The sequence below is a fragment of the Clostridium sp. AM58-1XD genome (genome assembly GCF_003464085.1).
Lineage (GTDB): Bacteria > Bacillota > Clostridia > Lachnospirales > Lachnospiraceae > Lachnoclostridium_A.
Window position 1 is genome coordinate 37496 of sequence record NZ_QSDR01000024.1, and the last position, 22582, is coordinate 60077.

Genomic DNA, 22582 nt, shown 5'->3' on the forward strand with positions numbered 1-22582 from the left:
GAATCTGGTCGCTCTGTGTCTATTCTAGCATATTTGATGCCTAAAAGAAAATAGGAAATTTACATAATCTTTATCTTTTTTTAGTCTTCATAATTCCGTAAATTATTCGTAATGTTTTTTCAATTTTTTTCCAGTAAAATCCCGCAAAAAGGACCCACACGGGGACTGTCCGCCTGGATCCTCTAAAACTTGCAATTAATTCCATTCACACATGTGTTGCTTAAAATTTACGCGAAAAAAAGCACCGACCCCACAGCTCTCCGTCTGCAAAACCAGTACTTTCCAAGTGCGCCTTCAGGGACTCGAACCCTGGACAAATAGATTAAGAGTCTACTGCTCTACCAACTGAGCTAAAGGCGCTTACTTATTTACATGCCTTATGATTGGCACGTTCATTATTATATAACTACAGATAAAAAATGTCAATATTTTTATTAAAGTTTCCTTAATTAAAAATGTCTAATTAATAAATCATGCTTCGTGCCAACTAAATTCCAGGATTAAAATATCATAATTCTGTCGGCAAGCTGCGAATGTCATTTTATTCCAACCGCCTGCAGTTGCCGCATTTTCCATGCTTGCGATGGCGAAAAAACCGGATCGAACCTTGGACAAATAGATTAAGAGGAATCTTGGTCACAAAATTTCCCATTCTTGACTTTTTTTTGAGAATGCTATATAATTGAATCAGAAAGAAAGATTTGATGATATGTATGTACACAAAAGCGAAGCCCCATGGAGTACCAGTCCATGGGGCTTCTTTTTGGCTAGCTGTCTTATTTATTTCGGTCTAGCCATTTGCAAATATAGTACGCAGCTATACTTGCCGTAACCGAAATAATGAAAGAATGTAATGATGACATGTATGTACACCTCCTTCCTGCTGGAAAGAGTCGACAGCCATTTTATTATAACGGTAAATCTACTGTTTGTCTATTTGATTAAGTCAAGAATCTTTTCAACGATAAGCCTTTCCGCCCATTCAGGGGTTTTGTTCACGCCGGCTTCCCAATTCTGTATCGTTCTTTTTGGGATTCCCAGCTTATCTGATAATTCTTGCTGTGTCCAGCCTGCCAGTTTTCTCGCTTCTTTTATGGTCATGATCTCATCTCCTTATATATCTATCGCAGCACTGATTCAGTGTTTTTGCAAGTAAAAAACAAAAAATCAATGGGCGCTGACCTTTACCGGCTGGACCAGATATTTTTTGTAAAATCCGCATAGTTGTATCTCAATATGTTCGCTGCAGCGACCCGATCCGGAACGGCTGCAGAAAGTTTTGAGATACAAAAACAAGTCCTGGTCGATCTGGCCGGGACTTTTCTCTGCACGAAAAAAAGCACCGACCCAACAGCTCTCTGTCTGTCAAACCAGTACTTTCCAAATGCGCCTTCAGGGACTCGAACCCTGGACAAATAGATTAAGAGTCTACTGCTCTACCAACTGAGCTAAAGGCGCTTAGTTCGTGCCGCTTTTTTGTGACACGAACATTATCCTATCTCAATAGATGAAAAAAGTCAACACTTTTTTACAATTTTCATTAATTTCTTTTGCTCTTTTTAATATTTTCAGATCAGGCTGTCCAGAGTTCCTGTCAGCATTTTCTTCGGCTGTACTCCTACAAGTTTCGTAACAACCTCACCGCCATGGAAAATGATAATTGTTGGAATACTCATAACACCGTATCGACCGGCTATTTCCGGCTGCTCATCTACATTCAGCTTTCCAACCTTAACCTTGCCTGCATATTCTTCAGCAATCTGATCCACCACAGGGGCCATCATCTTGCAAGGTCCGCACCAGTCAGCATAGAAATCAACCAGCACCGGGACGCCGGACTGAAGTACATCCCCATCAAAATTTTCCGTAGTAATAATCTCTGTCATCGTTTATATCTCCCTTCTTTTATTTCCCTTTTTTCTTTCCGCCGTTTAGAATTTTGTCCACTTCATCAAATGATTTTTTCCACCTCAGCACGAGCCTGTTAAGCTCCGTTCTGTCGCTGTATGAGCTGGACAGTTTTTTCGAAATATTTTCACGAAACCCCATATTTCCACCTATATTTATCATTTGTTATAGTGTATGCAGATTCTATTCTTCTATTCTAAGCCTCATGACTTCTGGATGCAACTAATTTGCAGATCGGATTGCCTTTAGCCGCAAATTTTGTCTCATATTCCGTCATAACATTTCCCTCCGCATACTCGCTGTGGTGAAGGTCAAATGTATAGTACTGAATCTCCCATCCGGCTTTCTTGACAGATTCCAGAGAAAAATCAAACAATCCCCTGTTATCTGTTTTAAATTCCACGACGCCGTCCGCCTTCAAAATCTTATCATAAACACTCATAAACTCTGTTGATGTAAGCCTCCTTTTTGCATGGCGGTCTTTTGGCCACGGATCAGAAAAATTCAGATAAATTTTACTGACCTCACCCGGTGCATAAATATCTGCCAGATCTTTCGCATCGATGCACATAAAATAAATGTTGGGCAGTTCTAACTCAGCTCTCTTCTGAAGACCTCTTAACAGAACACTGGAATACCGCTCAATTCCCACATAGTTAATTTCCGGATGGGTTTGTGCCAGCTCCATAATAAACTTACCTTTTCCCATTCCCACTTCTATTTCAATCGGGCTGCTTTTCCCAAAAACTTCATTCCACTTTCCTCTTTTTGTCTCCGGCTCCTGCACCACATAAGGACTTTCCAAAATCTGCTCCTCTGCGCCCGGAATATGACGTAATCTCATGTATAACCTCCAATTTTACTATCCTTTGTGGATTTATTTTATCATTGCCAACCTTCCTTTGCAAGTGTAATTCCTTTTTACAATTTCCTTTTACAATTATCTTACAATTAGCAAAATAAACGTGCAAGTTTCCGAATTTTCTGTTATACTAACAATAGGAAAATTTGTAATTATTTTTAAATTGTGCGAAGGAGGAAACGGTATGGAAAATACAGGAAGAATCACCAGCTGGGACAAAATTCAGCGCGGTGTGAAAGACACTGAACGCCTCATCGGCCAGAAGCAGTATAACATGGCTATGGTGAAGGCGCGTCAGACTTTGGAATATATGGTAAGATGCCTTGCAGAAAAGGCATGCGTAGTAGACGGAGATCTCTTAAATACAATAGACGAGCTGTACAAGGGTAAATGGATCAGTAAATCAACTTGTGAACATTACCATAAAATTCGCACAATTGGTAATAAAGCAGTCCATGAAGGCAATGACAACGCATACGATGCCAATCAGGCTTATCATCTTCTTTCTCAGGAAGTGTATATATTTGCAGACCACTATGCATCCCAGCGCAGAAGAACCTCTTCCAGAACCAGCAGCAATACACGCCGGCGAAGAAAGAAACGCGGATTTGGACCGCAGGATCTGATTCGTATCATGATTCCTGTTCTCGCCATCGTCCTTCTTCTTATTGTAATACGAATTTTTAATCCAGGGCATAAAGAGGAAGATCCGAAAACGACCACAGCTTCTACAGTAGCTACGGAGCAGATGCCTGAAACCACTGCGCCGCCGGTCGAGACAGAACCTCCAACCACCGTCGCCGCTCCTATCTACAAAGCGAATGATGCTTGAACGTTCGAAAAGATCCATCTACGAATAACCAGAGGATTGGCCTTATACCGAAGGGTACAACCGTGGAATATATTAAAGATTATGATGAAAAATGGGCAATTATTTCCTATAACGGACAGGAAGCCTATGTTGCCAAGGAGTTTTTAACAACCGAATAAACCGTATATTTCTTTGATAGATCAACCATATTATATGTATAAAACAGATAACGCTTAAGAAAAGGTTCCATGTATAAAACCATGGAGCCTTTCTTTTGTTTTTGATTGATTTTAGCGTTTCTATACAAATTTACGTCTTTTTCATTCACTTTTTATTGATTTTTTGCCATAGCTTTTTTTAATTAAAGAGAGTATTATTGTATCATATTTACGATTTCTAATATAAGGAGGGGGAGTATATGGATAACATTATAAGCAAAATTTCCGAAATAGAATCTGCGGCTTCTTCCATTATGGATGACGCCAACAAGAGGAAACATGTATTTGCTAAAGAGATGGATGCCAAAACCGCTGCCTTTGATGCGGAACTTGATAAAAAGACATCAGAAGAGCTGAATAAACTGCGCTCCGGCGTAGAACGGGAAATGAAAACGCAACTTCATAAAGAACAGCTTCAAGCTGAACATATTATCATACAACTGCAGAATTTATATGATAAAAATCACACCCGCTATGTAAAAGAACTGTTTGAAGCCATGATAAAGGAGTGATGTTATGGGAAATCTGCTGACTTACAGCGGCATTGCCACGAAAGTACGGGCTATGGAAAGCCGTTTCATCACTGAAGACGAATTCCAGGAAATGGCTTCTTTATCCAGTGTCACAGAAGCACAGGAATACTTAAAAAAACTTCCTGCCTATTCTGAGCTCTTGGCCCACGTGGATGCGGAACTTCACCGTGGAGAAATCGAAAAGCTTCTGGCTCAGTCAATTCACCATGATTTTGAAAAACTGTACCGGTTTGCCACTCCGCCTCAACGCAAGTTCCTGAACCTTTATTTTACCAACTTCGAAATCTCGATGTTAAAGAGCTGTCTGCGTCATATATTCGGAACTGCCGGCACCCCCCTGGATTTATCCATGTTCCAGGATTTTTTTCGCCTTCACTCAAAGCTGAATCCTGAAAAGCTGGCCGCTTCAAGAACAATGACAGAACTCACGGATAACTTGGAAGGTTCTCCTTATTACAGGCCTTTTAAAAATCTGGAAAACAGCGATCATATGTCGCTTTTCGACTATGAAATGCAGTTAGACATTTTTCACTTTCATTTTATCTGGAAGCATAGAAATAAATTTTTTACTCGAGAAGAACAGGCAGTTATTACCCAGTGTTTTGGAAGCAAGATGGATCTATTGAATATACAGTGGATCTACCGTTCCAAGAAATACTATCATCTGGATTCTGCTTCTCTCTGCCCTCTTTTGATCCCGATTCACTATCGTCTAAAGCAGGATGATATCCTGAAACTTGCAGAATCCGGGAGCACAGAAGAGTTCTTTCATCTGCTTAGTTTTACTTACTATGGCAGTCTGGGCGCCGCAGACCTGACGGATCATCCAAACCTGGAAGCCATGTATAAAGAAATTCTGGACCGAATCTATTCAGTTACCAGCCGCAGATATCCTTATTCTGCCGCAGTCCTGAATTCTTACTTTTATTTCAAGAACCTGGAGATACACCGGATTATCACAACAATCGAAGGCATACGCTACGGCATCAGTACCGGTGATATAATCTCTTATTCTATTAAAGAACAATAAAGGGGGGTTTTATCTTGATTGAAACAATGAAGTTCTTAAGCATCACAGGCCCCAAATCAGACATCGACCGCGTCGTTGACCAGTATCTCTCTAAATATGAAATTCATCTGGAAAATGCGCTCTCAGAACTGAGGACTGTGAAAGACTTAAGACCTTTTACAGAAACAAATCCTTATAAGGATATCTGCCAGAGAGCAGAACAGATGAAAAATCATTTTTCATCAGATACCGATCCTGACATTTCCTCCATGCCGCTGGAAAAGGCCGTACAAATCATTACGGAACTGGACGAACATCTCGCCCAGCTGACACAGCAGCAGGAATATCTGAAATCTCAGGTAAAATTACTGGAAGAATCAAAGGAGAAAATTTCTCCCTTTACGGAGCTGAATTACAATCTGAGTTCGATCCTTCACTTTCAGTATATTAAATTTCGATTTGGACGTGTTTCAAAAGAATACTATGCTAAATTAAATCAGTATGTCTATGACACCATTGACGCTGTTGTTTACAAATGTCAGGAAGATGACCAGTACGTCTGGTTCGTTTATTTTGTACCCGAATCCATTTCTAAAAAAATTGACGCCATTTTTGCTTCTCTCCACTTTGAACGTTTTTATCTTCCGGATGAATATGAAGGAACTCCTTTGGAAGCGAATGAAGCTCTTGAGCAGAAGATTAAAGCCGCCGAGGATGAAATCGTAGCCCTGAATTTAAGAGAACATACGGTTTTAAAGGAACACGAAATAGATTTCCTGGCCGCTGCCAAAAGGCTTTCCGTCTTTGCGACAAACTTCAATGTCCGCAAGCTGGCCGCTTGTACGCGCCATGAAAAAGCTACGTTTTTTATTTTGTGCGGCTGGATGGAAGAAAAAGAAGCCCGTGCATTTCAAAGTGAAATACAAAACGATTCCGACGTTTTCTGCATCGTAGAGGACGATCATGAAAACCTAATCAGCCAGCCTCCTACCAGGCTTCATAATCCGAAACTGTTTAAACCGTTTGAACTGTTCATTAACATGTACGGCCTGCCGGCTTACAATGAATTTGATCCAACAGTCCTGGTCGGCATCACCTATTCGATTTTATTTGGTTTTATGTTCGGAGACGCCGGACAGGGGCTCTGCCTGCTGGTCGGAGGTTATCTCCTCTATAAGGCCAAACGGATGAATCTGGCTGCTATCATCTCCTGCTGCGGATTTTTCTCCACCATCTTTGGTTTTCTGTTCGGCAGTATCTTTGGTTTTGAAGATATCATACAGCCCCTCTGGCTGCGTCCTGCGGATGCCATGATGAACCTTCCGTTTATCGGAAAGCTGAATACAGTCTTTATCGTTGCCGTTGCAATCGGTATGGGAATTATTCTGCTGACCATGATTCTGAATATGATAAACAGTTATAAAAACAGAGACACGGAGAAGATGTGGTTCGATACAAACGGCGCTGCCGGCCTTGTTTTCTATGCAGGCGTAGTCGCTGTCGTCCTCCTGTTCATGACAGGGAACGCACTTCCGGCCGGAATTGTTCTTGCAGTTATGTTTGTGCTCCCGCTGCTCGTGATTTTCTTTAAAGAACCGCTTACTGCCATCGTAAAGAAGAAGGCAGACGTCATGCCAAAAGAAAAAGGAATGTTTTTTGTCCAGGGCTTTTTTGAATTATTCGAAGTGTTGTTAAGCTATTTTTCCAACACCCTTTCCTTTGTCCGTGTAGGCGCCTTTGCCGTCAGCCATGCTGCTATGATGCAGGTCGTTCTCATGCTGGCCGGAGCGGAATCCGGCGGAAATATCAACTGGATTGTAGTCGTGCTCGGCAACCTGTTTGTCTGCGGTATGGAGGGCCTGATCGTCGGTATACAGGTACTTCGTCTGGAATATTACGAATTGTTCAGCCGTTTTTACCGCGGCGACGGACGAGAGTTCCGTCCATACGGCAAAGCCTGATAACTGTAAAACATTGTTTGATTGAGAGGAGATTATTATTATGTCATTACTGGTAAAAATCACATTATCCATTGCACTTCTTTTAAGTATCGCTGTTCCTTTCGGAGCCTTTGCTGCCGGAGAAAAATCAAAAGGACGCTATAAAAAGGCCCTGGGGCTGAATATGGTTCTGTTCTTTGGCGTTATGGCCGTATCTTCCATTCTTATGTTTACAGGGAGCGCTTCTGCAGCCGAGGCTGCATCTGAGGTCTCTTCCGCTGCTTCTGCAACCGGTCTGGGCTATCTGGCTGCCGCCCTTTCCACTGGCCTTTCCTGTGTCGGCGGCGGTATCGCCGTATCTGCCGCTGCTTCCGCAGCACTTGGTGCCATCAGCGAGGATTCATCCATTCTTGGTAAATCCCTCATCTTCGTTGGACTTGCCGAAGGTGTCTGCCTGTATGGTCTGATCATTTCCTTTATGATCTTAGGTAAACTTTAATCCATGAAAATGTACTTAATCAGTGATAACATCGATACCTACACCGGCATGAGGCTTGTCGGCGTAGAAGGCGCTGTTGTCCATGAAAGACAGGAACTAAAGGACGAACTGGATAAGGTTCTGGCCAACAAAGAGATCGGCATCGTACTTCTTACGGAAAAATTCGGCCGTGATTTTCCGGATCTTATAAATGATCTGAAACTCTCACACAGAACTCCGCTTTTCGTAGAAATACCTGACCGCCATGGAACTGGCCGCAAGCCGAACTTTATTACAGACTACGTGAACGAAGCCATTGGATAAAACTTTAGGAAAGCAGGTGATCGGATTTGACAACGGAAGAAAAACTGCAGCACTTTCTGGATTTCTGCATGGAAGATGTGAGAACCAGAAGTGGAAAAATGTTGGACGACTACATGGCATCTCTGGAACAGACCTTTGAAGAACATAAGGCCGATGCCGAACGCCGTGCCGAGATGCGCATACGCATCCAGAAAGAAAATATAAAGCGCGAACTGAATAAGCAGCTTTCCATAGAACAGTTGAACATAAAACGCTCCCTCAGTAAAAAGCAGGATGAACTGAAAGATATGCTGTTCGTAGAACTGAGAGACTATCTGGCTCATTTTATGGATTCTCCTGCCTATCACGAGCTTTTGGAAAAACAGGTAAAAGAGGCAAAAGAATTTGCAGGCAGCGAGGAAATGACCATCTATATGGATCCCTGCGATGCCGACCAGGTTTCGCGCCTTGCTCTTCATCACAACGTGACGATTAAAGTCAGCGAATATTCCTTCCTTGGAGGCATACGGGCAGTCATTCCTTCCAAGAACATCCTGATTGACAATTCCTTTGCTACTAAAATGGAGGAAGCGAGACATAATTTTACGTTTAATCTTGATCTGAGCGCTATAAAAGACAGGAAGGATGGAGAGAACCATGGATAATAAAGCCGTTAACGTAAAAACCGGCGTCATATATGGAATCAACGGGCCGATTGTCTATGTAAAAGGCGACGCCGGATTCCAGATGCATGAAATGGTCTATGTGGGAAAGGAGCATCTGGTAGGCGAAGTAATCAGCCTTTCCTCCGGTTCCACCACGATTCAGGTCTATGAAGAAACCACCGGAATCCGTCCCGGTGAAATGGTAACAGGTTCCGGTTCTCCCGTATCTGTTACCCTGGCGCCGGGAATTCTCAAAAATATTTTTGACGGCATCGAACGACCTCTGCAGGCAATTGCAGAAACAGGAGGCTTTTATATCTCCCGCGGTGTCAATGTCGATTCTCTCGATACGGAAAAATTGTGGGATACACATATAACCGTTAAAAAAGGAGAACACCTTTATCCTGGCACGATTATTGCCGAGGTACCGGAAACTCCTGCTATCACTCATAAAGTCATGATTCCTCCTGACATGGAAGGAACCGTCCTCGATGTAGCGTCGGACGGTAAATACAAGATTACGGACAGACTTCTGACATTGCAGCTGTCTGACGGAAGCGAAAAAGATATTACCATGACCCAGAAATGGCCGATCCGCGTGGCGAGGCCGACGATCAAACGTTTCCCGCCTGTTAAACCGTTAATTACAGGTCAGAGAATCCTGGACACCTTATTTCCTCTGGCCAAAGGCGGCACGGCCGCTATACCCGGAGGGTTCGGCACAGGTAAGACCATGACGCAGCATCAGATTGCAAAATGGTCTGATGCCGATATTATCATTTACATCGGCTGCGGCGAACGCGGAAATGAAATGACACAGGTTCTGGAAGAATTCAGCGAACTGATCGATCCCAAGTCGGGAAATCCGCTGATGGACCGGACTACTCTGATCGCAAACACATCCAATATGCCTGTTGCGGCCCGTGAAGCCAGCCTTTATTCCGGTCTGACACTGGCAGAATATTACCGCGATATGGGCTATCATGTGGCTATTATGGCTGACTCTACCTCACGGTGGGCAGAAGCCCTGCGCGAACTTTCCGGCCGTCTGGAAGAGATGCCTGCAGAGGAAGGTTTCCCCGCTTATCTGGCATCCAGACTTTCCGGTTTCTATGAAAGAGCCGGTATGATGCAGAACTTAAACGGAACAGAGGGTTCTGTTTCCATTATCGGAGCCGTTTCCCCTCAGGGCGGTGATTTCTCCGAACCTGTAACGCAGAATACAAAACGGTTTGTCCGCTGTTTCTGGGGACTGGACAAAAACTTGGCTTACGCAAGGCATTTCCCTGCCATCCAGTGGCTTTCGAGCTATTCGGAATACCTGATCGACCTGGCTCAATGGTATACGGATAACGTAGACAAGAGATTTCTGGATTACAGGAACCGTATCGTATATATCCTGACTCAGGAAAGCAATCTGATGGAAATTGTTAAGCTGATCGGCAGCGATGTGCTGCCTGACGACCAGAAGCTGATTCTGGAAATCGCCAAGGTCATCCGCGTCGGCTTCCTGCAGCAAAATGCCTTTCATCCTGATGATACCTGTGTTCCTATGTCCAAACAATTCAAAATGATGGAAATCATCCTCTATCTTTACAAAAAATCCAGGGCTCTTATTTCTATGGGCATGCCGATGTCTGTATTAAAAGAGGATAAAATTTTCGATAAAATCATTGCGATTAAATATGACATTCCCAACAATAAGCCGGAAATGTTTGACGATTACAAACAAATGGTGGATGCGTTCTACGACAACGTCATAGAACGAAATGCTTAAAGGAGGTGCTTTCCATGGCAATTGAATATTTAGGATTAAGCCAGATTAACGGTCCGTTAGTCGTTTTGGAAGGCGTTCAAAATGCCGCCTATGACGAAATCGTGGAAATGACGGTGAACGGCAGCAACCAGCGTCTCGGACGTATTATTGAAATATATGAAGACAAGGCAATCATTCAGGTCTATGAAGGAACCGAAGGAATGGCGCTGCGCAACACCCATACGCGCCTGACCGGCCATCCTATGGAACTGGGCGTTTCTTCCAGTATGCTGGGGCGTACGTTTGACGGTGTCGGTAGGCCGATTGACGGGCTGGGCGACATCACCCCAGAGGTTACACTCGACGTGAACGGAAAGCCGCTGAATCCAGTGACCAGAGAATATCCCCGCAATTACATCCGTACGGGAATATCCGCTATCGACGGCCTGACTACTCTGATCCGTGGGCAGAAGCTCCCTATTTTTTCAGGCAACGGACTTCCCCACGACCAACTAGCCGCTCAGATCGTACAGCAGGCGTCTTTAGGTGATAATTCCGACGAGAAATTCGCTATTGTATTTGCCGCAATGGGCGTTAAATACGACGTAGCGGACTTCTTCCGCAGAACCTTTGAAGAAAGCGGCGTATCCGATCACGTGGCCATGTTTATCAATCTGGCCAACGATCCCGTTGTAGAGCGTCTGATTACGCCGAAGGTAGCTCTCACTCTTGCCGAATATCTGGCCTTTGAGAAAAATATGCACATACTTGTCATCCTTACGGACATGACCTCTTTTGCTGAGGCCATGCGTGAAGTATCTTCTTCCAAGGGAGAAATCCCTTCCAGAAAAGGCTTCCCGGGATATCTTTACAGTGAACTGGCTACCATTTATGAACGGGCGGGTATCGTAAAAGGCGGCAAGGGTTCCGTAACCCAGATCCCCATACTGACAATGCCCAACGACGATATTACACATCCGATTCCGGATCTTACAGGATATATCACAGAGGGACAGATCGTGCTCGACCGTCTGCTCCATGGCCAGTCCGTTTATCCGCCGATCAACGTGCTTCCTTCCCTTTCCCGTCTTATGAAAGACGGCATCGGCGAAGGTTTTACAAGGGCAGATCATCAGTCCGTAGCCAACCAGCTATTCTCCTGTTATGCCAAAGTAGGTGACGCCCGCGCTCTGGCTTCTGTTATCGGTGAAGACGAGCTGTCTCCCATCGATAAGAGGTACCTAAAGTTCGGGCAGGAATTTGAACACCGCTTTGTAGGGCAGGAAATGCATGAAAACAGAACGATTCTGGAAACTCTGGACATTGGCTGGGAGCTTCTCGGAATGCTTCCAAGAGAGGAACTTGACCGTATTGACACGAAGATTCTCGATCAGTATTACAAACCATCCGACGACTCTCACGCAAAAGCGGATGCGGGCGGCAGGTAAACAGACTGCGCCCCTGCGGATGATATTAGAAAGGGAGGCTGCTGAATGAATCCGAATTCATTTCCTACCAAGGGCAATTTAATCCTGGCTAAAAATTCCCTGGCTCTGGCCCGTCAGGGATATGGGCTTATGGATAAGAAAAGGAATATCCTCCTACGCGAGCTCATGGATCTGATTGATGAAGCAAAAGATATCCAGGCAGAAATCGATTCTACGTTTACCTCTGCGTACAGGGCCTTACAGAGGGCAAATATTGAGCTGGGAATCAATTATGTCCAGGAAATCGGCACTTCTGTTCCTGTTGATACAGGCATTCAGATTAAAGCCCGCAGTATTATGGGCACTGAGATCCCGCTCGTGCGGTATGAAGAAACGCCCATGAATCCGGTGTATGCTTACTACAGCACCAGAGAATCTCTGGATGAGGCGCGGTCACATTTTGAAAAGGTGAAAAAGCTGACCATACGTCTGTCCATGGTGGAGAATTCCGCTTACCGCCTAGCCAACAACATCAAGAAGACGCAGAAGCGTGCAAACGCACTGAAGAATATTACCATTCCTCTTTATGAGACGCTGAGCCGTGATATTACCAATTCTCTGGAAGAAAAAGAGCGCGAGGAATTTACAAGATTAAAAGTAATAAAGAGAAATAAAGCAAAAACCAGTTAAAGGATAACTTGTTCGTTCGGCATGCAGGTTACCGCCATCAACGATATGAAGAGAATAACGCCCATGTAGGAGTAGAAAACTTTTACATAGGCGTTTTCTATTGTTAATTTTGAACTGAGGCTTGGACGATTCAAAAGCTGAAGAAGCCAAAGAAGGATGTCATCGTAGAAATTGAGGCGGCGTATGAAAAAATTGGAATTTCAGTTACTACAAAAATTCGAGTAACTGCTTGTGACGGAAAAGTGTATAATACGAAGCATTGCAATATATTATTTGTAAAAATTTTTTCCCTATGATAGAATGATACTGTTTATACAACTTATCAGAAAGGGACCATTCTTATGGAAATTCACTGGACTATCCTGTTCGCCCTGGAAACCGTTGGGACCATCGCTTTTGCCTCCTCCGGTGCCATGGTAGCCATCGAACGCAACCTGGACCTTCTCGGCGTAATCGTTCTTGGTGTTACAACAGCCGTTGGCGGCGGAATGATACGTGATATTATCATTGGCAATATCCCCCCAGCTCTGTTTCAAAACCCCGTTTATGTCTGGATGGGTCTTATTACCGTATTAATCCTGTTTACTGTCATCCGGTTTCATCCGTATATCCTAGGAGGTGAATTCCGGGAGAATTACGAGAAAATCATGAATATTTTTGATGCCGTCGGACTTGGCGCATTCACTGTTGTCGGCATTAACACCGCTGTTAATGCCGGTTATGGAGACTATCACTTTCTGGCTGCATTTCTCGGTGTCGTTACAGGCGTAGGCGGCGGAGTTCTCAGGGATATCATGGCGGATCAGACCCCTTATATCCTCAGGAAGCATGTATATGCATGTGCCTCTATCATAGGTGCTGTCTGTTATATCCTGATCCTGGACAAGATTCCTGCCGACTGGGCCATGGTCAGCTGCTCTCTCATTGTCGTCGTCATTCGTCTGCTGGCTACCAAATACCGTTGGAATCTGCCGACAGCAACAGGGAAACATAATAAAGGAGATGAATCATAAATGAAATTTGTTCATTATATTTTGGGGATTTTGTGCGCATTCTGCTGATGATTACATTTCTCATCACCTCGGTAGAGGCTGTCACATACTGGACTCCCGGCTATTATGAAAGGGAATATTCAAAATACGGTGTTACTGATGATGTAGATATGGAAATGGACGATCTTCTGGATGTCACTCATGAAATGATGGCATATCTGAAAGGAGAGAGAGGGGACCTTCACGTACCAACGGTAGTCGGCGGGAAGACACGGGAATTCTTTAACGAACGTGAAATTGCTCATATGGAAGATGTCCGCGGACTTTTTCTGGGAGCAATTCTTCTGCGCCGCATCTGTGTCGCCGCTGCTGCGCTGTCTGTTCTTTTGCTTTTTCTGCTGAAGGCTGACGTCAAACGTCTGCTGCCACGCATGCTCTGCATCGGAACAGGTCTGTTCTTTATACTTGCCGCCGCAATCGGAGGTGTTATATCCACAGACTTTACAAAATATTTTATAATTTTCCACAAAATATTCTTTAACAATGACTTATGGATTCTGGACCCGTCCACTGATCTGCTGATCAATATTGTTCCGGAGCCTTTCTTCATGGATACTGCATTCCGCATTGGCTCTGTATTCGCAGCCTCTGTTCTTATCCTTTTCTTCCTGTGCCTTTATCTTACGCGGAGGTGGAACAAAGAGAAAAGCTGATGTGGATAACCTTTACTTGTCTTCTAAAATAACCTATACTATTAATTATATGAAAGTCCTATGGAGATTGATGATGAAACGATTGATGACATGTTTAATATGCCTTTTACTGGTTCTGGGACTCTTCCCTACAGCAGTTCTGGCCGCTCCTGAGTGGCCTTCTGATACCTCCATCGAGGCTGACGGGGGCATTGTGATCGATGCGAATACATCGACCGTCCTGTACGGCAAGAACATCCACGAACGGTATTATCCGGCCAGTATTACAAAGGTTCTGACCGCTTTAATTACGCTGGAGCGCTGTAAATTGAACGAGCAGGTAACCTTTTCCCATGACGCCGTTTATAACGTTGAAGAGGGAAGCAGCAATGCCAATATCGAAGAAGGCGATGTTCTGACGGTTGAGGACTGCTTATACGCCCTTCTTCTGAATTCTGCCAATGAAGCCGGCAATGCTCTGGCCGAACATATTTCAGGATCCAGAGAAGCCTTTGCAGAGCTCATGAACGAACGAGCCGCAGAGCTGGGATGCCAGGACAGCCATTTTGCAAATCCCAGTGGGCTGAATGACGAAAACCACTATACATCGGCATATGATATGGCACTCATCTGTCAGGCGGCAATCAAAAATGAAACCTTCCGCAAGATCGACGGTGCGCTTTATTATGATCTGAGGCCTACAAAACGGGATCCGGAAGGACATACGCTCTACGCCCATCACGCCATGATGAAGAAAAATGATTCCCGTTATTACCCGGGTATCTTTGGAGGAAAGACAGGCTACACCTCTCTCGCAGGTAATACCCTGGTTACCTTTGCAGAACGTGACGGCATGACATTGATCGCCGTAATCCTAAATGGCCATCTGACCCACTACAGCGACACGAAAGCCCTGCTTAATTTTGGATTTAATAACTTTCAGAATCTCAATATATCTGATAACGATACCACTTATTCATCTGTAGAAAACGATATGACGATCGCAGGCCTTCCGTCCGGTGATCTGTCCAAAATTATACTGGAACGCGGCAGTTCCATCACCCTTCCAAAGGATGCAGATTTCTCTGATGCAGAAGTAACTCTGGAATATGAGCTGGATGAGGGAGCTCCGGAAAATGCCATTGCCAAAATTCTTTATTCCTACAATGACCGCGCAATTGGCTCTGCTTATCTTTTAAATGAAACCGTACAGCCCATTTCCCTTCCGGCCCTTCCCCCTGACGAGGGTACGAGCACGGCCTCTTCTGAAGCCGCTTCTACCTTATCAGCCGAAAGCAGTAATGATGCTGCCCCATCCGCATCATCGGAAACTCTGGAACCGGGAAAAGACAAAAAGGACGGCAAAGGATTTCACATTCCCGTTCTGATATGGATCATCCTGGCTGCTGCCGCCGCCGCTGCTGTTATTATGCTTATCATCCTTGTTCTCCGCGTACGCCATATCCAGAAGGAACGGGAAAGAAAGCTCCGCCGCGCCAAACGTCTGCGCCGTTTGAAAGAAATTGGTGTTTCCTCCGATGAATTTGATAATATTATGGCTTCCAGGCGTTCCCCTTCAGACGGCCAATCAGATGATGACGATCAATAGCAGAAAGGAATCTTTTCATGAATACGAAGATGAAAAAATCAAAGATGTCCAAGCAGGCTTTAATACGCAATATTGTTATCACCGCTGCGATTCTGTGCATAACCACCCTGCTTTCCTTTTTATTTTCACTGGGCACAAAGCGTACATTTAATATCACTATTTTCTACATCCTTGCGGTCGTCCTAATTGCACGTTTTACCGACGGATATATTCCTGGAATCATCGCTTCCGTCGTATCCGTAATCTGTGTAAACTTTGCCTTTACATATCCGTATCTGGCAATTAATTTTTCTATCTCCGGCTACCCGGTTACCTTTGTTGCAATGATGGTAATCGCAAGCATTACGAGTACCACGACTACGCATCTGAAGGTACAGACAAAGATTCTTTCCAAGCAGGAAAAAATGCTCATGGAAGCAGAAAAGGAAAAGATGAGGCAAATCTGCTCCGCGCCATCTCCCATGATCTGCGTACCCCTCTGACCAGCATTATCGGCACCAGCTCCACTTATCTGGACAACGAACAGACCCTCAGCGCAGAGGAAAAACAAACGCTTGTTAAAAACATATATGACGATTCCAACTGGCTTCTCAACATGGTCGAAAACCTGCTGTCCGTTACAAGAATCCGGGAAACAGGCGCTCACGTATCCAAGTCCTTAGAGCCGCTGGAGGAAGTTATTTCTGAAGTTGTAAGCCGTTTGAAGAAACGAATTCCGACTGCTCAGGTAAACGTCAAAATTCCTGATGATTTTATTATGATTCCCATGGACGCCACATTGATCGAACAGGTACTGATTAATCTTCTGGAAAATGGAATTTACCATTCGAATTCCACTCTTCCCCTGGATCTGAACGTAGTTATAGAAAATAATGTTGCAAAATTCTCTGTAACCGATTATGGTATTGGTATCAAGGAAAATCTGCTTCCTACTATTTTTGACGGTTACGCTTCCATGCCAAATGCAACTGGCGACTCACGAAAAGGAATGGGAATCGGACTCTCAATCTGCAAAACCATTATTCTTGCACACGACGGTGAAATCTGGGCTGAAAACCACGAAAAAGGCGCCCGTTTCGTATTTACTTTACCCTTAGGAGATGAATCATATGAATCATAAGCTGAATGTCATTGTTATTGAAGATGAAAAGAATATCTGTAATTTTATAGAAACGACTCTGGAAAATCATGATTATAAGGTCATGACAGCTCATACAGGAAAGGAAGGCCTTTCCTATATTACCTCATTCTGTCCTGATGTGGTTCTTCTCGACCTCGGTCTTCCCGATATAGACGGTATGGATATTATAAAACAGGTACGTGAATTTTCTGCTATACCAGTAATCGTAATCTCTGCCAGAATTCAGGAAGGTGAAAAAGTTGCGGCTCTCGATGCAGGTGCCGATGACTATATCACAAAGCCGTTCGGAACGTCGGAGCTGCTTGCCAGAATCCGCACCGCCCTGCGTCACAGTCAGATTCCTGCCTCCGGCAAAAAGGAGCCGTTTACCGTTCCGGAGATTTGACCATTGATTTTGAAAAACGGCTGGTTACGATTGCTGGAAATGAAATTCATCTTACACAAATCGAATATAAGCTGGTTTCCCTGCTTGCTCAGAACGCAGGAAAGGTCCTCACCTATGACTACATCATAAACCATATCTGGGGTCCGTATGCTGACAGCAATAATCAGATCCTTCGAGTAAATATGGCTCATATACGCAGAAAAATGGGTGAGAACCCTGCTGAACCAAAATATATTAATACAGAAATCGGCGTAGGCTACAGGATGCGGGAAGAATAATTATTCAACCAGATCTGCTGTGTTTTTAACTGTCATCCGGCGGACATCTTCTTCCGATATTCCAGAAGCAATTACGTTCTTCAGAAATGTCTCAAATCCTTCCGTCGGGTGGGGATTCATGTACTGGCCAAGGTCGCTGGACAAAATTACATGTTCAGCTCCAACGCCTTTTATATGTTCCTTCAAACGTTCGATTGTAAACTCTTGATTGATAATTGTAAGATAATTATGTTCAATGACCGCACCGCAGCGTATGTACTCTTTCTGTTCTTCGATCTTTGCATATGTAGCAGGAAACTCTGCATGGGTTGCGATCATTTTTTTAATTCCCCGCCTTTGCGCCTCTTTAAAAAGGGCTAGACTCTCATGTTTTGAGATATGACCCGTCGCTAAAACCATATCATTTTCACAGATAATGTCCAGAATATCATAAACGGGTTCTGCCAGTTTTCCATCCACCAGCACCCGGATTCCTTTTACCTCAGAGGGGTCGCTGCTAGCCGCGCCAAACGGAACAGGCGCTTTGCTCTCTGCAAGAAAATCCCACATATTCTGAGCATCCATCGTAGGAAACCATACGATTTTTGTTCCAGCTTTTGCTGCCATTTCTACCGTACTTGGGTTCAGACCTCCTACCGAATTATTCAATACGACTGCGCCTACTGCATTGCATTCAGGAAACATTTCCCTTATAATTGCCGCCCTCCCGGCCGTATTGAAATAATGAGATTTAATTACATATCCTTTCATCCCTGCTTCAACTACTTTTCTTGCAATCTCTACATCTGTTGCCTTACGCTTTACCACGTCAGGTGCCGAGTGTATATGCAGGTCATATGCGCCTTTCAGTAAATCCATTTTATTTCCCCCCAATCTGTTTTTGTTTTAAAATCCCAAACCGTGCCATGCGATCAGACAGACAAGGCATATGATCGGTATGATAGCCTGCGTGATAAAAATATGACTGAACGAATCTTTATGTGTCTGATGGCAGATCTGCAGCAAAGTGATCTGGCCTCCTGTATGAGGAAGGGTATCCAGTGTGCTGGCCGCAACAACTGCAACTCTATGGATCAGAGCAGGATTTACTCCCATAGACAGATACGTACTTCCAAAGGTAGTCATGGCAACGCCCATTCCTCCTGATGAAGATGCCGATGCGGCCGCACATGTAGCAGTCGTTACGGCTACGAAGACCAGCGGAGGGATATTCAGTTTTCCGATACTTTCAACAAGCAAATTGAACATTTCTGTCTGTTTCATGACACCGGCAAATCCTACCACGAGAGATACATTTAAAATAACGCCTGTCGTATTTCCCGCTCCTTTATTAAATGTTTTCAGCCATGTTTTAGCGTCACCCCCGCAGCGGTACATGCTGACGAATGCAAACAGTACGCCTGCCAAAAGTGCAAATTCTATGCTGATACCAATAACATTATAGAGGACTAATATGATAATCATAGGAAGAAGAGCAAGCCATATCTTTGGCATTTTGCTTTCCGTTTTGCTTTCCATCTCTTCTTTTACAACATTATCCATGACAAAGCCTCTATTGAGCGCTTTATATTTACGTGCCTGCCATTCCAGATAGAGAAAGCACAGCGCATACATCATAATACCGCAGAAAAGAATGCCCGCTCCTAAATCTGCCGTTGCCGGTGTACCTAATGTTTTAGAAGCGATTACATTTGGAATTGCCGGACTTCCCGGCAGTGCATTCGCCCACGTCCAGCAGCCCGCTCCAATCGTAGCTGGAATTAATGCTCTGGATATATTAGCCTCTCTACACAGGTGAAGGGTAATCGGATAAACAGCAAAATAAACGACAAATCCCAAAACGCCCCCATAGCAAAGAATACCTGCAATCGTCATAATCAAAGGCAATACAAACTTCCCTTTTGTAATCCCTGACATCCAGACAGCAATCGCTTTTGCCGCATTTGTTTCCTCCATTACCGCTCCAAAAATAGCTCCCAAAAAGAAGACGAAGAAATTACTTTTAATAAAATCGGTTGTCGCTGTCATATACGGTCCCATCATCGTATCCAGTACCGGCAGCCCTGTAACGACGCACAAAATTACAGAAACCGTAGGGCCCAAAAGGACGGGACTCCACCTTTTATAAGCCAGTACAGCAAATAAAAAGATGAAAACCGGAATCCATAGCATACTCATATTACAAAATCCTCCTATTTTTTCTCATCTACTACCTGATCTGCCTGTTCCATATCATGTAATATTACACTCTTACCAAAAAAATGATATCAATTTTTATAATTTTATTATATTTGAACAGATGCAAAAAAGGAAACAAAAATTTAACGGCTTTATAACAAGTTAAATCTTGTCTATTATTGCAGATATCGAGAAGAATTTTTTTAGGTTACATGTATGCCTTTATACAGGAAAGAATCCTGCAGTGGGTCGATCCAGCGACATAATTCCTTACCGCCGCGGTGGGATCCCCGTTGAGCGTTTTATTACATAGGGTGGACTTTCCAATGCAATAAAAAACAGGCAGCGGCGCTTTCTTTGCCAATGCCTGTTTTATTGCGTATTAACTGCTGCACGATTTACACTCTTATTTCTTCCATTTATGTTTATGTGAAACTCTGCGCAGCTTATTTTTCTCATTCCGGCGTTTTTTTGCTTCTTCCTTCTTTGTCATAATCTCGGCCGCTCCGCTTTCGCCTGTAAATTTCATCGTTTTAACAAAATAAATACGCCCGTCTTCCGACTTTTTCACTCTGATTTTGCCCTTGATCCACCCATGCTCCGGGCAAACGGCAAGACATAGATATCCCTTTTGGCTGACCGGGAACCAGCGGATCTTTTTCCTCAGCATTCTCCTGCACCGGCAGCATATCATATCCGTCACAATCTTGTCATCCAATGCCTCTTCCTTTGTATCATAACATTTCGAGACAAATTTCGCATATTCCGGAAATTCCAGATAAATCTCTTCTTCTCTGGTTTCCGGAACCCTGTAATAGTCGATGGAAAGATATGGTTTCATGCTGTTCCAATCGAGATATTTCATGACTTCAGCCGTATATCTAGCGTCGTCCAAAGCTCTGTGAAACTCCATCTCCGCCAGTATGCCGCACTCTTCAACGGCAGCATCTAGAGACGGTTTTTCCTTACCGCCCTTAAAGTTCAGACTATACAACTTCTGCACATCATAATACAGCAGCGGTTTTGGAAACGGATTCTCCAGGCCATAATATGATATATTGCGCTGTAGTTCTGTAAGATCCATAGAGCCCCATGTACAAGGCGTCACGTCTTCCCCGCACCATTCTGTAAACTCCTGGATGACCTCCCGGAAATCTCTGCCTCTCTCCTGGAGTTCCTCGATATTCATATGAACCACTTCTGAAATCTTAAAATGCAGTTCCGTATAGACCTGCGGCCTGATCAGACGGTGGAACTCAGAAACCACCTGAAACTCTTCGTTCAGTTTAACCGCACCGATCTCTATGATTTCAAAAGGAAAATGCTCTACTGTCCCTTCTTTTCCATGAGGACTCTGATTCCATTCTAAATCTAATACAATAAATTTTTCCATAATATTCGCATTATATCACACTCTATAATTTTTGCATAGGTATTATTTAGTCTTTGTAACAGCCGCAACGATACCGGCAGAAATCAAAACTCCTCCGATAATAAAATTGGATGTCACTGCTTCATGTAGAAAAGCAACGCCGAATATCGCTGAAAACAGCGGCTGAAGAGGATAAAACATGGAACACGTACTGGCTTCAATGACGGATAAGCTCTTATTCCACAGTGTGTGGCCTGCTGCCGTACATATGATGGCAATATAAAGCATCGCAATCACGGAACTGAACGTAAATGTACAGCTCCTATTCTGAAGCTCCACCGCAGCAGCTGGAATATTAAAAATAAGCGCTACAGCCATTCCGTAAAGGGCAATCTGAACAGGATCATATTTTCCAGATACTTTCCGGATAATAATTGAAGAAAATGACCACAGCAGCACAGAGCCTGCCGATGCCAGCACACCAATTATATTGACTTCCCCTGCTGCATGTCCCAGGACGACGTATACGCCGATTACAGACAGGGTTATACTGATTAGCTTGTTCCTGCTCATTTTCTCGTCGAGAAAACGGTTGCCATGATTGTAATCGATACGGGGTTCATGGCATTGATCAGCGAGGCCAGTGAGGCGTCGATTAAATTTGTACCAATAAGCTGGAATGCTATGGATACAAAATACCCCAGCCCTCCGATTGCAATAAAATATCTGATATCCCCCTTTTCCAGCCTCCTGTGCTTTTTTCCGGCAAACAGGATGACCGACAGCAAAACAGATGAGATCAGATAGCGAAACATCAGCAGTGTTACAGGAGGAATCGATGCCATCGCATACTTTCCTACCACGTACAGGCTCCCCCAGATGACAAATGTGAAAAGCAAATACACATATCCCTTTTTCTTTTCCATATTTCTTTATCCTTCTTTAACTTTTTTAACGATTTTCCACTAAATAAACCGCCATTTATTGTAGCACAAAATCGCTATGGCTTCCACTTCTTCTCCACGCATAATATCCATCTTTTCAAAATTATTCAGAGTTACGGATCGCTGTTATTCTTCACCCCCGGTATAAACGTAATCAGCATGCTGCATCCATCCTCCAGCAGTATTTCCTTTGCTCCTGCAGCTAAACCCTCTGTACTGGCCGGTACCGTAACGTGAGGCACTTCTACAAGACCTACATTGGATGTAATCATACCACAGGATATAATTTTTGTAATATCCTTCAGGGATATTTTCTTTTCTTCCAGCTTTGTAAAAAATAGGAGGAAACCGATGATCGTCTTTTCCCATCATCGGTTTCCTCCTATTTTTG

At 43.9% G+C, this 22582-nt stretch carries 26 protein-coding genes, 2 tRNA genes and 2 pseudogenes; 18 read left to right on the top strand and 12 right to left on the bottom strand.

What is annotated here, in order from left to right:
• Positions 1 to 287 precede the first annotated feature (287 nt).
• The 6 genes from DXA13_RS14700 to trmB all read right to left on the bottom strand — a co-directional run bounded on the left by DXA13_RS14700 (position 288) and on the right by trmB (position 2752).
• A tRNA-Lys gene (locus DXA13_RS14700) sits at positions 288 to 360 on the bottom strand.
• A 573-nt stretch (positions 361 to 933) separates the two neighbouring features.
• Positions 934 to 1101, bottom strand: a complete 168-nt coding sequence (locus tag DXA13_RS14705; RefSeq protein ID WP_118245468.1) for a helix-turn-helix transcriptional regulator — start codon at positions 1099 to 1101, stop codon at positions 934 to 936.
• Positions 1102 to 1385: 284 nt separating this feature from the next.
• Positions 1386 to 1458 (bottom strand) — tRNA-Lys (locus tag DXA13_RS14710).
• A gap of 110 nt (positions 1459 to 1568) precedes the next feature.
• Complete coding sequence (gene trxA / locus DXA13_RS14715; RefSeq protein ID WP_118245470.1) at positions 1569 to 1886, bottom strand: thioredoxin; 318 nt, start codon at positions 1884 to 1886, stop codon at positions 1569 to 1571.
• Positions 1887 to 1905: 19 nt separating this feature from the next.
• Entirely contained in the window at positions 1906 to 2049 is a 144-nt protein-coding gene (locus DXA13_RS21070; protein WP_181995691.1) for a hypothetical protein, read from the bottom strand.
• 55 nt (positions 2050 to 2104) lie between these two features.
• Positions 2105 to 2752, bottom strand: a complete 648-nt coding sequence (gene trmB, locus DXA13_RS14720) for a tRNA (guanosine(46)-N7)-methyltransferase TrmB (RefSeq protein ID WP_118245472.1) — start codon at positions 2750 to 2752, stop codon at positions 2105 to 2107.
• Between the two features lie 202 nt (positions 2753 to 2954).
• On the opposite strand from trmB, the gene DXA13_RS14725 reads away from it, so the two are divergent.
• From DXA13_RS14725 to DXA13_RS14795, 18 genes and pseudogenes are all read left to right on the top strand, one after another.
• Positions 2955 to 3602, top strand: a complete 648-nt coding sequence (locus DXA13_RS14725) for a DUF4145 domain-containing protein (protein ID WP_243009158.1) — start codon at positions 2955 to 2957, stop codon at positions 3600 to 3602.
• Positions 3599 to 3760: an SH3 domain-containing protein gene (locus DXA13_RS21950; RefSeq protein WP_243009159.1), complete on the top strand. Its 162-nt coding sequence runs from the start codon at positions 3599 to 3601 to the stop codon at positions 3758 to 3760. Before DXA13_RS14725 ends, DXA13_RS21950 begins: the two co-directional genes overlap by 4 nt.
• A gap of 239 nt (positions 3761 to 3999) precedes the next feature.
• The gene (locus DXA13_RS14730; RefSeq protein ID WP_118245474.1) at positions 4000 to 4311 is read left to right on the top strand and encodes an ATPase; all 312 of its coding nucleotides are present in this window, start codon (positions 4000 to 4002) and stop codon (positions 4309 to 4311) included.
• Positions 4312 to 4315: 4 nt separating this feature from the next.
• A complete protein-coding gene (locus tag DXA13_RS14735) occupies positions 4316 to 5362 on the top strand; it encodes a V-type ATPase subunit (RefSeq protein WP_118245476.1) in 1047 nt (348 codons plus the stop codon).
• 14 nt (positions 5363 to 5376) lie between these two features.
• Positions 5377 to 7302: a V-type ATPase 116kDa subunit family protein gene (locus DXA13_RS14740; protein WP_118245478.1), complete on the top strand. Its 1926-nt coding sequence runs from the start codon at positions 5377 to 5379 to the stop codon at positions 7300 to 7302.
• A 40-nt stretch (positions 7303 to 7342) separates the two neighbouring features.
• Positions 7343 to 7780, top strand: coding sequence for an ATP synthase subunit C (locus tag DXA13_RS14745; protein ID WP_118245480.1), 438 nt, complete (start codon positions 7343 to 7345; stop codon positions 7778 to 7780).
• 3 nt (positions 7781 to 7783) lie between these two features.
• Positions 7784 to 8083: a V-type ATP synthase subunit F gene (locus DXA13_RS14750; protein WP_118245482.1), complete on the top strand. Its 300-nt coding sequence runs from the start codon at positions 7784 to 7786 to the stop codon at positions 8081 to 8083.
• Positions 8084 to 8109: 26 nt separating this feature from the next.
• A complete protein-coding gene (locus tag DXA13_RS14755) occupies positions 8110 to 8727 on the top strand; it encodes a V-type ATP synthase subunit E (RefSeq protein ID WP_118245484.1) in 618 nt (205 codons plus the stop codon).
• A complete protein-coding gene (locus DXA13_RS14760; RefSeq protein WP_118245486.1) occupies positions 8720 to 10504 on the top strand; it encodes a V-type ATP synthase subunit A in 1785 nt (594 codons plus the stop codon). Before DXA13_RS14755 ends, DXA13_RS14760 begins: the two co-directional genes overlap by 8 nt.
• Positions 10505 to 10518: 14 nt before the next feature.
• Positions 10519 to 11931 (top strand): V-type ATP synthase subunit B, encoded by a 1413-nt coding sequence (locus DXA13_RS14765; protein ID WP_118245488.1) that lies wholly within the window; start codon positions 10519 to 10521, stop codon positions 11929 to 11931.
• 45 nt (positions 11932 to 11976) lie between these two features.
• Entirely contained in the window at positions 11977 to 12600 is a 624-nt protein-coding gene (locus DXA13_RS14770) for a V-type ATP synthase subunit D (RefSeq protein ID WP_118245490.1), read from the top strand.
• Between the two features lie 341 nt (positions 12601 to 12941).
• On the top strand, positions 12942 to 13613 hold the full coding sequence (locus DXA13_RS14775) for a trimeric intracellular cation channel family protein (RefSeq protein WP_118245492.1): 672 nt from the start codon (positions 12942 to 12944) through the stop codon (positions 13611 to 13613).
• 32 nt (positions 13614 to 13645) lie between these two features.
• On the top strand, positions 13646 to 14305 hold the full coding sequence (locus tag DXA13_RS14780) for a TIGR01906 family membrane protein (protein WP_347559878.1): 660 nt from the start codon (positions 13646 to 13648) through the stop codon (positions 14303 to 14305).
• A gap of 73 nt (positions 14306 to 14378) precedes the next feature.
• Complete coding sequence (locus DXA13_RS14785; protein ID WP_118245494.1) at positions 14379 to 15893, top strand: D-alanyl-D-alanine carboxypeptidase family protein; 1515 nt, start codon at positions 14379 to 14381, stop codon at positions 15891 to 15893.
• Positions 15894 to 15910: 17 nt separating this feature from the next.
• Complete coding sequence (locus DXA13_RS23210) at positions 15911 to 16375, top strand: DUF4118 domain-containing protein (RefSeq protein WP_347559879.1); 465 nt, start codon at positions 15911 to 15913, stop codon at positions 16373 to 16375.
• Positions 16376 to 16383: 8 nt separating this feature from the next.
• Positions 16384 to 16467: pseudogene (locus tag DXA13_RS23215) on the top strand (hypothetical protein); the annotation flags it as partial.
• A gap of 21 nt (positions 16468 to 16488) precedes the next feature.
• Entirely contained in the window at positions 16489 to 17013 is a 525-nt protein-coding gene (locus tag DXA13_RS23220; RefSeq protein WP_347559880.1) for an ATP-binding protein, read from the top strand.
• A pseudogene (locus DXA13_RS14795) lies at positions 17003 to 17697 on the top strand (response regulator). Before DXA13_RS23220 ends, DXA13_RS14795 begins: the two are co-directional and overlap by 11 nt.
• Here DXA13_RS14795 and DXA13_RS14800 read toward each other — a convergent pair.
• The 6 genes from DXA13_RS14800 to DXA13_RS14820 all read right to left on the bottom strand — a co-directional run bounded on the left by DXA13_RS14800 (position 17698) and on the right by DXA13_RS14820 (position 22547).
• Complete coding sequence (locus DXA13_RS14800) at positions 17698 to 18555, bottom strand: DUF6282 family protein (RefSeq protein ID WP_118245496.1); 858 nt, start codon at positions 18553 to 18555, stop codon at positions 17698 to 17700.
• A 27-nt stretch (positions 18556 to 18582) separates the two neighbouring features.
• On the bottom strand, positions 18583 to 19875 hold the full coding sequence (locus DXA13_RS14805; RefSeq protein ID WP_118245498.1) for a Na+/H+ antiporter NhaC family protein: 1293 nt from the start codon (positions 19873 to 19875) through the stop codon (positions 18583 to 18585).
• Between the two features lie 406 nt (positions 19876 to 20281).
• Positions 20282 to 21268 carry a 3'-5' exonuclease gene (locus DXA13_RS14810; protein WP_118245500.1) on the bottom strand — a complete coding sequence of 329 codons (987 nt, stop codon included), beginning with the start codon at positions 21266 to 21268 and terminating at the stop codon, positions 20282 to 20284.
• Between the two features lie 42 nt (positions 21269 to 21310).
• Complete coding sequence (locus DXA13_RS21955) at positions 21311 to 21820, bottom strand: DMT family transporter (RefSeq protein ID WP_243009160.1); 510 nt, start codon at positions 21818 to 21820, stop codon at positions 21311 to 21313.
• Positions 21817 to 22173, bottom strand: coding sequence for a DMT family transporter (locus tag DXA13_RS21960; protein WP_243009161.1), 357 nt, complete (start codon positions 22171 to 22173; stop codon positions 21817 to 21819). Before DXA13_RS21960 ends, DXA13_RS21955 begins: the two co-directional genes overlap by 4 nt.
• Positions 22174 to 22304: 131 nt before the next feature.
• Positions 22305 to 22547 (bottom strand): 2-dehydro-3-deoxygalactonokinase, encoded by a 243-nt coding sequence (locus tag DXA13_RS14820; RefSeq protein WP_347559882.1) that lies wholly within the window; start codon positions 22545 to 22547, stop codon positions 22305 to 22307.
• Between the last annotated feature and the right edge of the window lie 35 nt (positions 22548 to 22582).

Excerpts from the sequence above, each read along its gene's own strand:
- DXA13_RS14705 (WP_118245468.1), bottom strand. The coding sequence starts at position 1,101 with ATGACCATAAAAGAAGCGAGAAAACTGGCAGGCTGGACACAGCAAGAA.
- trxA (WP_118245470.1), bottom strand. The coding sequence starts at position 1,886 with ATGACAGAGATTATTACTACGGAAAATTTTGATGGGGATGTACTTCAG.
- DXA13_RS21070 (WP_181995691.1), bottom strand. The coding sequence starts at position 2,049 with ATGGGGTTTCGTGAAAATATTTCGAAAAAACTGTCCAGCTCATACAGC.
- trmB (WP_118245472.1), bottom strand. The coding sequence starts at position 2,752 with ATGAGATTACGTCATATTCCGGGCGCAGAGGAGCAGATTTTGGAAAGT.
- DXA13_RS14725 (WP_243009158.1), top strand. The coding sequence starts at position 2,955 with ATGGAAAATACAGGAAGAATCACCAGCTGGGACAAAATTCAGCGCGGT.
- DXA13_RS14730 (WP_118245474.1), top strand. The coding sequence starts at position 4,000 with ATGGATAACATTATAAGCAAAATTTCCGAAATAGAATCTGCGGCTTCT.
- DXA13_RS14735 (WP_118245476.1), top strand. The coding sequence starts at position 4,316 with ATGGGAAATCTGCTGACTTACAGCGGCATTGCCACGAAAGTACGGGCT.
- DXA13_RS14745 (WP_118245480.1), top strand. The coding sequence starts at position 7,343 with ATGTCATTACTGGTAAAAATCACATTATCCATTGCACTTCTTTTAAGT.
- DXA13_RS14750 (WP_118245482.1), top strand. The coding sequence starts at position 7,784 with ATGAAAATGTACTTAATCAGTGATAACATCGATACCTACACCGGCATG.
- DXA13_RS14760 (WP_118245486.1), top strand. The coding sequence starts at position 8,720 with ATGGATAATAAAGCCGTTAACGTAAAAACCGGCGTCATATATGGAATC.
- DXA13_RS14765 (WP_118245488.1), top strand. The coding sequence starts at position 10,519 with ATGGCAATTGAATATTTAGGATTAAGCCAGATTAACGGTCCGTTAGTC.
- DXA13_RS14770 (WP_118245490.1), top strand. The coding sequence starts at position 11,977 with ATGAATCCGAATTCATTTCCTACCAAGGGCAATTTAATCCTGGCTAAA.
- DXA13_RS14775 (WP_118245492.1), top strand. The coding sequence starts at position 12,942 with ATGGAAATTCACTGGACTATCCTGTTCGCCCTGGAAACCGTTGGGACC.
- DXA13_RS14785 (WP_118245494.1), top strand. The coding sequence starts at position 14,379 with ATGAAACGATTGATGACATGTTTAATATGCCTTTTACTGGTTCTGGGA.
- DXA13_RS23210 (WP_347559879.1), top strand. The coding sequence starts at position 15,911 with ATGAATACGAAGATGAAAAAATCAAAGATGTCCAAGCAGGCTTTAATA.
- DXA13_RS23220 (WP_347559880.1), top strand. The coding sequence starts at position 16,489 with ATGGTCGAAAACCTGCTGTCCGTTACAAGAATCCGGGAAACAGGCGCT.
- DXA13_RS14800 (WP_118245496.1), bottom strand. The coding sequence starts at position 18,555 with ATGGATTTACTGAAAGGCGCATATGACCTGCATATACACTCGGCACCT.
- DXA13_RS14805 (WP_118245498.1), bottom strand. The coding sequence starts at position 19,875 with ATGAGTATGCTATGGATTCCGGTTTTCATCTTTTTATTTGCTGTACTG.
- DXA13_RS14810 (WP_118245500.1), bottom strand. The coding sequence starts at position 21,268 with ATGGAAAAATTTATTGTATTAGATTTAGAATGGAATCAGAGTCCTCAT.
- DXA13_RS21955 (WP_243009160.1), bottom strand. The coding sequence starts at position 21,820 with ATGAGCAGGAACAAGCTAATCAGTATAACCCTGTCTGTAATCGGCGTA.
- DXA13_RS21960 (WP_243009161.1), bottom strand. The coding sequence starts at position 22,173 with ATGGAAAAGAAAAAGGGATATGTGTATTTGCTTTTCACATTTGTCATC.